This window comes from Cellulosilyticum sp., from assembly GCF_982396655.1.
Genome location: NZ_CEVXFV010000090.1, coordinates 1 through 7,761 on the forward strand (window position 1 = coordinate 1; position 7,761 = coordinate 7,761).

6 protein-coding genes, 4 tRNA genes and 1 rRNA gene are annotated in these 7,761 nt (G+C 32.5%); all 11 read right to left on the minus strand.

Annotated elements, in window-relative coordinates; translation table 11 throughout:
* Positions 1 to 338: 338 nt before the first annotated feature.
* Positions 339 to 992 carry a YczE/YyaS/YitT family protein gene (locus AC1VAQ_RS20350; protein WP_479904469.1) on the minus strand — a complete coding sequence of 218 codons (654 nt, stop codon included), beginning with the start codon at positions 990 to 992 and terminating at the stop codon, positions 339 to 341.
* Positions 993 to 1,239: 247 nt separating this feature from the next.
* Positions 1,240 to 2,067: a hypothetical protein gene (locus AC1VAQ_RS20355; RefSeq protein ID WP_479904470.1), complete on the minus strand. Its 828-nt coding sequence runs from the start codon at positions 2,065 to 2,067 to the stop codon at positions 1,240 to 1,242.
* 163 nt (positions 2,068 to 2,230) lie between these two features.
* Positions 2,231 to 2,316: transfer RNA gene (locus AC1VAQ_RS20360), tRNA-Ser, on the minus strand.
* A 31-nt stretch (positions 2,317 to 2,347) separates the two neighbouring features.
* A tRNA-Gln gene (locus tag AC1VAQ_RS20365) sits at positions 2,348 to 2,419 on the minus strand.
* A gap of 28 nt (positions 2,420 to 2,447) precedes the next feature.
* Positions 2,448 to 2,521, minus strand: a tRNA-His gene (locus AC1VAQ_RS20370).
* A gap of 5 nt (positions 2,522 to 2,526) precedes the next feature.
* A 5S ribosomal RNA gene (gene rrf / locus AC1VAQ_RS20375) occupies positions 2,527 to 2,644 on the minus strand.
* Positions 2,645 to 3,048: 404 nt separating this feature from the next.
* Positions 3,049 to 3,121 (minus strand) — tRNA-Gly (locus tag AC1VAQ_RS20380).
* Positions 3,122 to 3,266: 145 nt separating this feature from the next.
* Entirely contained in the window at positions 3,267 to 3,710 is a 444-nt protein-coding gene (locus tag AC1VAQ_RS20385; RefSeq protein WP_302600239.1) for a GNAT family N-acetyltransferase, read from the minus strand.
* Positions 3,711 to 3,743: 33 nt separating this feature from the next.
* Complete coding sequence (locus AC1VAQ_RS20390; RefSeq protein WP_479904471.1) at positions 3,744 to 4,709, minus strand: N-acetylglucosaminidase; 966 nt, start codon at positions 4,707 to 4,709, stop codon at positions 3,744 to 3,746.
* A 225-nt stretch (positions 4,710 to 4,934) separates the two neighbouring features.
* Positions 4,935 to 5,162 carry a hypothetical protein gene (locus tag AC1VAQ_RS20395; protein WP_302600241.1) on the minus strand — a complete coding sequence of 76 codons (228 nt, stop codon included), beginning with the start codon at positions 5,160 to 5,162 and terminating at the stop codon, positions 4,935 to 4,937.
* 376 nt (positions 5,163 to 5,538) lie between these two features.
* On the minus strand, positions 5,539 to 7,518 hold the full coding sequence (locus AC1VAQ_RS20400) for a bifunctional 2',3'-cyclic-nucleotide 2'-phosphodiesterase/3'-nucleotidase (protein WP_302600242.1): 1,980 nt from the start codon (positions 7,516 to 7,518) through the stop codon (positions 5,539 to 5,541).
* Positions 7,519 to 7,761 lie beyond the last annotated feature (243 nt).

The following is a 7,761-nucleotide window of genomic DNA, read 5'->3' on the forward strand; positions in this document are numbered from 1 at the left end:
GTAGTTAATGAATCGACTGGTTTATATGATTACTATTTTGTTTTCAAAGTTCATTTGTTTGTAACGACTCAAGTAATTGTGTCGTTGTTAGCAGCATGTCCGCCACTGACTTGATTAATAATACACTATGAATACCTATACGTCAACAGGTTTTTTCAACTTTTTTAGGTTATTTTTGATGTTATTTTTTACTCACATGTTATCAACCGAGATTTCCACATTTTGTGTATAAATCACCTGTTTTTTATCCACTTTTCCACCGTTTTACTAGTATCACCTTTGAAGTATTTATTCATGGCATCTAAGATAGAAGAAAAGTAATTACTTTTTCCTCTATGTTAATTAGTTTTTCTCTTATTTCTTATTTTATGCATATATAATCTACTCTTTTTTAGGATCGCACCAATCATTTTATAATAACACTGCAAAAAAACTCCAAATAAGAGCATAATCATAATAGTCCCTACTCCAATAGGTCCTTTTACTATACAAGCTCCTATTACAAATCCTGCTTCTATTAATCCTCTACTTACGCCCATTGATAAATGGAACCTTTCTTTTATAGATAGCATTAAATAATCTACACAACTTGTTGAGAGGTTTGAATGTATATATATAGCAGATCCTAATGGCGCTATAAGAATTCCTGCTAAAAATACCATACCCTGAACAAATTCTTTCTTTGGCACTTGCAATCTATTAAATAGTATAATTCCCCAAACATCATATAATAGTCCTAAGAATAAAGAGGTAACAATGGCCTTCCATCCTATTTTACTCTTTCGAAGAAATGTTCCTATTAGTACCAATATAACACTTACAATGTCAATCCATAATCCTAATGTCCCTCCTAGCAATTTAAATAGCCCCATAACGAATGCATCAATCCCACCTGTTCCAATGTTTGCTAATAGCAATAATCTTCCACCAAATGTAAGTATACTTAGACCAATAACAAATAAAAACCACTCTTTTTTTATACGTACCTTCATGTAATAACTCCACTTCTTTTTATTTATCTCTTTTAGTGTGGAATTTAAAATTAATTCTATTCATATTTACTTCTCTTCTTAGGAGTATCCTCATTACACCTCCCTATACATTATATATAAATAATAAGACTACCTATATGTGCTTACTAACTTATCACTTATAGATAGTCTTGATTATATTGCTTTATATGTATACATTAAAATTACTAACTCTTAATTTACTTTTATAATATTACTACTATCCCCTTTATTTTAGATACATGATATTGGCTAAGTTATATGCTGCTTCCTCTATTTTTGAAGCATTGTCTCCCTCAAGTTTTGTAGCTATTGTAATCATACAATTTCTATTGGGTACATAAATCTGAAGTTGAACTGTATTTTGTTGCGCTATATATGCTTCCATCCCCCCTGCTGCATCCACTTCTTCTTGTGTTACAGAGCCGGTTGTTATAGCATTCTTAACCATTTGCTCAGTTATCTTAATTTCGCATTTCATATATCCAATCTTTACTGCGTCTAACTCTTTTCCTCCAGCATCTAACACATATACACCTGTTGATTCACTTTGTTCATTATAAGCCTTTTTATGATCTGCCATATAAGAATCCATGTCGATAGTATCTGCCCCTTCTAAAGCTTGCTCTGTTATAACTATTTCTCCATTTATTTTATCATTACTAATAACATTATAAGCTTCTACACTGGCATCTACTTTAGTACTTCCGCCTTTTTTCCAACCTTCAGGAATTTTAGTACGATAACTATCTCCTTCTAAATCCTCTAGTTTTGCATATTTTTCTGATTCAATAGGCAACTTATCACCTTCTGAATCTGCTGTTGTTTTCTCTTCTGTAGTAGTTTGTGTAGGCGTTACTTCTTCCTTGCTTTCTGCTTCTTGGCTTGCCTCAGGTTTTTCTTCTGTCTCCGCTTCTTTTGGTGATTCAGATGGTGCTACTGATTCAGATGATATTGGCGTTGTTTCTGTACTTGTTTCCTTTGTCTTACCACATCCACTTAATGCTACCATGCTAATTATTAATGTCCCTACTAAAAGCTTTTTCGATAATTTCATTTTATCTCTCCCTTAAAGTTTATTTCCCCTTTAAGACAATTATAAAATATCAAAATCATTTGTCAATTTATATACGTAAAAAGTCTTTTCCTATGTGTTAATCGTACTAAAAGAGTAAACAACAAAAGAGGTCATTCATTATGAATGACCTCTTTATATGTAACGCAGAGACTGGGATTCGAACCCAGGGAAGTGTTACCTTCGCCGGTTTTCAAGACCGGTGCCTTAAACCAACTCGACCATCTCTGCTTATTCAATTATAATTAGCTTAGCTAATTAACAGGGCTACAAGGATTCGAACCTTGGAATGCAGGAATCAAAATCCTGTGCCTTACCGCTTGGCGATAACCCTACATTACAAGTTATGATTTTCATAACAGGGTGGGTAATGGGGCTCGAACCCACGACACCTGGAACCACAATCCAGTGCTACTACCAACTGAGCTATACCCACCATAAATTTGGCAACCACTTACTTTCCCAGGCCGTCTCCAGCCAAGTATCATCAGCCGCTTAAGTCTTAACCGACGTGTTCGGGATGGGAACGGGTGTTTCCCTTAAGCGCATCATCACCAAAAATATTTCCTTCAGTTCTCCTGAAGACTTTTATAATATTACACTATACCCATACATATGTCAACTACTTTTTATTATTTTTTTTATTTCTATGTTGTAATATTACTTATTCTCCTTGATACACTGGAGTTTATTACTTCTTATTGACCCTTTCCTCTATACAGTAGCACTAATATTGTAAAAATAATTTATACGCATACAGTATTGTAAAAGCGATTTGTTCTATCGCATTAATTATTATTATATTTTATGGCTGTTTTAATACCTAATATAAAATGGAAAAACATGTTATAAGCCTTGCTTATCTTTTTTCTCCCCCCAATATAATCGTTACTAGATATACGCATTACTTTTTTATAATACGAAAAAGGCGATTAGATATTAATCTAATCGCCTTTTAAAAAGAGCGCGAGACGGGACTCGAACCCGCGACCCTCTCCTTGGCAAGGAGATGCTCTACCAACTGAGCCACTCGCGCATTTTTGCTTCACTGTTTCAGCGCCGCTTGATGTATATAATATAACTTATATACTTACATATGTCAATACTTTCATTCATATTTTTTTGCCAAGTGGTCTATATTTTATTTTTAGCTATACTCATATAATTTTCTTTACATGAGTTTATATACTCTCTAATGATTTATTCATCATGATTGTCATTTCATCTAACTTAAATCCACATTTTTCATAAAATCCTTTTGTAGATTCATCATGTAATGTTAGTAAAAATACCTTCTTAACATGCTGCTCTTTTAATTTAGCAAGCATTCTACTTAAAAGTTCTTTTCCTAATCCTTGTCCTTGTCTTGTACTGTCCACACAAAACTCTAGAATTTGAAAATATATGCCATCATAATATTGTTCCTTACGTCCTAATATCATGCCAACTACTTTTTCATCCTCATATTTTGCTAAACCATAAAAGCCTGGTGTATTTATAAAATCCAGCAATCTTTTACTAGCAGTTTCCATACGCCACTTATCCTTCCATGGTGGTGCATTAAATGCCTCAATAAATAATTCACTTAAGTCTTTTAGCATCTCTTGAGAGATTTCTTTAGTCATTATCTTTTTTCCTTTCCACTACTTTGTATGTACTTATTCACCTGCATATGTAGGAAAATCAAATATAAGATTTGCATCTGTATATTTACTATATATACCTTGTATCATTTTAGCTTGTTTAATCGCCCATGCCACATCTGTAGCATATTGATGAGTTCCTGGTTTGTCTGGATTCCATCTCATCTTATATAATGTATTTTGTCTATTCCCTTGTCTGTTAATATAGCTCTCAGAAATCCATTTAGCACCTTCTACAATAGCTGCTTCTGGAGTCGTCCATCCCATTTTATACGCATACTCTGCACCCTTTTGAACTGGATTGCTATCTACAGCGCCTATTCCATACATATTATAAACAACTGTTCCATTATATACACATCCTGTTGCTAACTTGCTTGTCCCATTACCAGTTTCTAAATTAGCATGTGCCATTAAATAAATTTCATTAACATTATACTTATTAGCTGCAATAACGAAATACTCTCCCTTATCAGCTAAAATGCCTTTTCCCTTAAGATAATTGTTAGCCTCTTCTTTTGTAAGTCCTGCTGGCGAAGATAGATCTAAAAATTGATATTTATTAGCCTCATAATTTTCACCTCCAGGTGTTACATATTTTTTGACCTCTTCAAAGGTAGCATTTACCCAACCATCTCCTCTATTAATTCTTGGATAACTAGCCACCTGTGTATGTAGCATTTGACTCAAGGTCATTGTATACTTACTGATTTCTGTAACCGTTCTTCCATTCTTCATTTGGCTTAATTTCTCTTCTGCCATATCTTGTGTCTCAGCTATAATCTTCTGAATCTCATCTTCATCAACTTGTGACTGTGTGGCGGCTACATTTTGCATATTAGCTGTTTTAAATAATTGATAATTTCTATCCATTATATATGTACTACCACTTTTAAGTGGAATCGTTAAATAGTTTGTACTCAAACTTGATTTGCTTATATCCTGCTTATCTTGTATCACATATGTATTATCTATATTCATCTTTAGTCCCCCTTTACCCTCTATATTAAATATAATATAGTTTGCTCAGTATTTCTATTATATTTTTACAGAAATATCCATTTAGAGGTATTCTATATAAACTCTGCTCATTTTTAAATTCATTTCTTATTTTAGCATATAAAAAAATAAAAAACTGCCCCATTAATCCAAATAATTAATGTAGCAGTTTCTTATTTATGTTCTTATTCATTTGCTATTTTTAAATTAGTTAGTAGCTGTTGATTCAGCTGGAGCTTCTGTTGTTGCTGCATCACTTGTTGTAGCTGCATCATCTGTTGTAGCCCCATCTGTTGTAGCACCGTCTGTTGTTGTTGTATCTGTTGCTGCTGGAGATTCTGTTGTTGCATCGCCTGCTGCACTTGAACCGCAACCTACTGCTAAAGCACTTAAGCATACACATAAAATAGCAATTAATTTCTTTGTTTGTTTCACAATAATCAACTCCCTAAAGTTAATATTCTTAAATCGTTTATGAGTATAGTCCAAAGTTTTTTATTTGTCAAACTTGTATTTATATATTAAAAATTATTTTTATTGTGATTATAATTAATTAAATCAGCTACTTTCGTTTTTAATTAGCACAAATTTTTATCTATTTTTTTCCAATTTAATTTTTATATGCCTTTTATATAGTTATAATAATCTTTTGTTCTAGGATTTTAGGTATAATTCATAATTTTTTAACAACAATTTAACTTTCCTATTCTTGCTTTTTAATTTTAGCTTAACATAAAAAAATTTTCTTCTAATTCTTATATAAAAAAAACCTCGAGAACATCATAATCTCAAGGTTTTCAATATATATTATTTACTTTGTACTACTTAAATCATAAACATATTCTGTTAGGTTTGTTCCCACTTCACTACCCACTGTAATTGCTGGATAATTTTCTAAGAGAGTAGCTGCTTTACTATTAGATACAAATGTTACTTTTGTTCCTTCAGCTAAAGTTTTTAACTTCCAGTTATTATCTGCCACTGGTGTAAATGTTCCCTGATTTGCAATATAATCTGCAACAATTTGTCTATTCTCATCTACCGATGTGTAAATTAATTCTTCACCTGTTGGGAAGATTGGGAAGTTCCCACCACCACCAGCTCTGTAGTTATTTGATACCACTAAGAATTCTTGTGTTTCATTAATTGGTTGACCTTGGAATTGTAAGTTTACAATTCTTTCAGATGCTTCATTAGCTATATTACCATCTGCATCATATTTTGCTGGCTTTGTAATATCTACTTCATATGTTACCCCATCAATTGTATCAAAGTTGAATGAAGGGAAATCATTACTTAATAATGTTTGTCCTTCTTTACCTTCTTCTATTTGATTAAACATACCTGCTGTCATCTCTAACCATTCTTTAATATCTTTTCCTGTTAATTTTAAGATACTTAATGTATTTGGATATTTATATAAGTTAGATACATCCTTAATTGCAATACTTCCTGCTTCAATATCTACATAATCTGCTGGATTTGTTTCTCCTTTTGAAAGACCTGCTTTAAATGGTGCTGCGGCAGATAAGATTGGTAATTCTTTATATGCTGCAAGTTCCGGTGCTGTTTTTACTAATTCAGTTACATAAGCGATTTGTGCATCTGATACTACTTGAACTGAAGCATCATCTCCTACTAATGAGAAGAAACTTGTAAGTGGTGTTGTGATTTCTCCAACTGGTGCACTTACATATTCAATAACTTGCTCATGGTAAGGTTGTAATAATTCTTCAATTTCTGGATCGTTTTCTACACCTTCCGCACTTACATTTTCTGCTTTTCCATCTACTATCGTAAATTTACCATTTTCGTCTTTTGTAAGTTTAAGTGACACAACGCCAAGTCCTTCGCCATATTTTGCTGGTTGCACTGTTAATGTCCCATTAATTGTCCCTTTTTCTACATCTACATCCTCAAATGCACCTTCATAACTTTGACTTGGGAATACTTCATGTGAATGTCCACCAACTACAACATCTAATCCTTCGATTTTTGTTAATGCTGCTGCCACATTTTCTGCACCTTCAACATAATTTTCATCACCGTATCCTGTATGAGCTAAGGCAACAACAATATCTGCACCTTCTTCTCTAAGTTTTGCTACATATGTTTCTGTTGCTTCTTTCATATCTTGTACTGTTACTTTACCTTCTAAGTGAAGTTTATCCCAGTTTAAGATTTGTTCTGGTACAACATTAAGTACCCCTACCTTAATATCACTTTCATTTCCATCTGCATCTACCACTTTTTTATCTAAAATGATATACGGATTAAATTCATGTTCATTTGTAGCTGCATTAAATACATTTGTATTGATTACTGGGATTGTTGTATCCTCAATAATTTGATGTAAATAATCTAATCCATAGTTAAACTCATGATTTCCAAGTCCTAAAGCATCATATCCCATTGCTTCAAATGCTTCATAAATTGGATGAGTTGTTCCCGCTTCTACTGCATCAACTTTATTAAAGTAGTCTCCTAACGGATTTCCTTGAAGGAGATCTCCATTATCAAGTAAAACTAAATCATCTACTTCTGGTGTTTCTGCTTGGTAACCTTTAATTAAAGTTGCAAGCTTAACCATTCCATATTTATCAGAATCTGATGTTGTGTAGTAGTCATAGTTCATTAAATAATTATGTACGTCTGTTGTTGCTAAAATTTTAAGTTCCATTGTCCCTTCAGATGTCGCTACACTTGAAGTTTCTGTACCTGTTTTGCTACCACAACCTACTAAAGCAACACTTAATAATGTCATACAAGCTAAAAAATGTCTAAATTTCATATTTGTCTCTCCTCTGGAAATCTATATTAGTTGAGATTATATCATCATACTTGTCATAAGGCAAGTTGTTTTTTTCATGAATTTAAATAAATTCAATTTAAGTAAATTTAAATAAATAATTCCTTTCATATCAGACAGTGCTATTAAAATCATTTTTATTCTCTTCACTAATCGGCTTATTAAATTGCTATAACAAAAAAGACATCCTATCGGATGCCTTTACTCGTTCTTATACTCTGAAAA

Coding starts and splice junctions, on each gene's coding strand:
- AC1VAQ_RS20385 (WP_302600239.1), bottom strand. CDS start 3,710: ATGACTAAAGAAATCTCTCAAGAGATGCTAAAAGACTTAAGTGAATTA.
- AC1VAQ_RS20400 (WP_302600242.1), bottom strand. CDS start 7,518: ATGAAATTTAGACATTTTTTAGCTTGTATGACATTATTAAGTGTTGCT.
- AC1VAQ_RS20355 (WP_479904470.1), bottom strand. CDS start 2,067: ATGAAATTATCGAAAAAGCTTTTAGTAGGGACATTAATAATTAGCATG.
- AC1VAQ_RS20350 (WP_479904469.1), bottom strand. CDS start 992: ATGAAGGTACGTATAAAAAAAGAGTGGTTTTTATTTGTTATTGGTCTA.
- AC1VAQ_RS20390 (WP_479904471.1), bottom strand. CDS start 4,709: ATGAATATAGATAATACATATGTGATACAAGATAAGCAGGATATAAGC.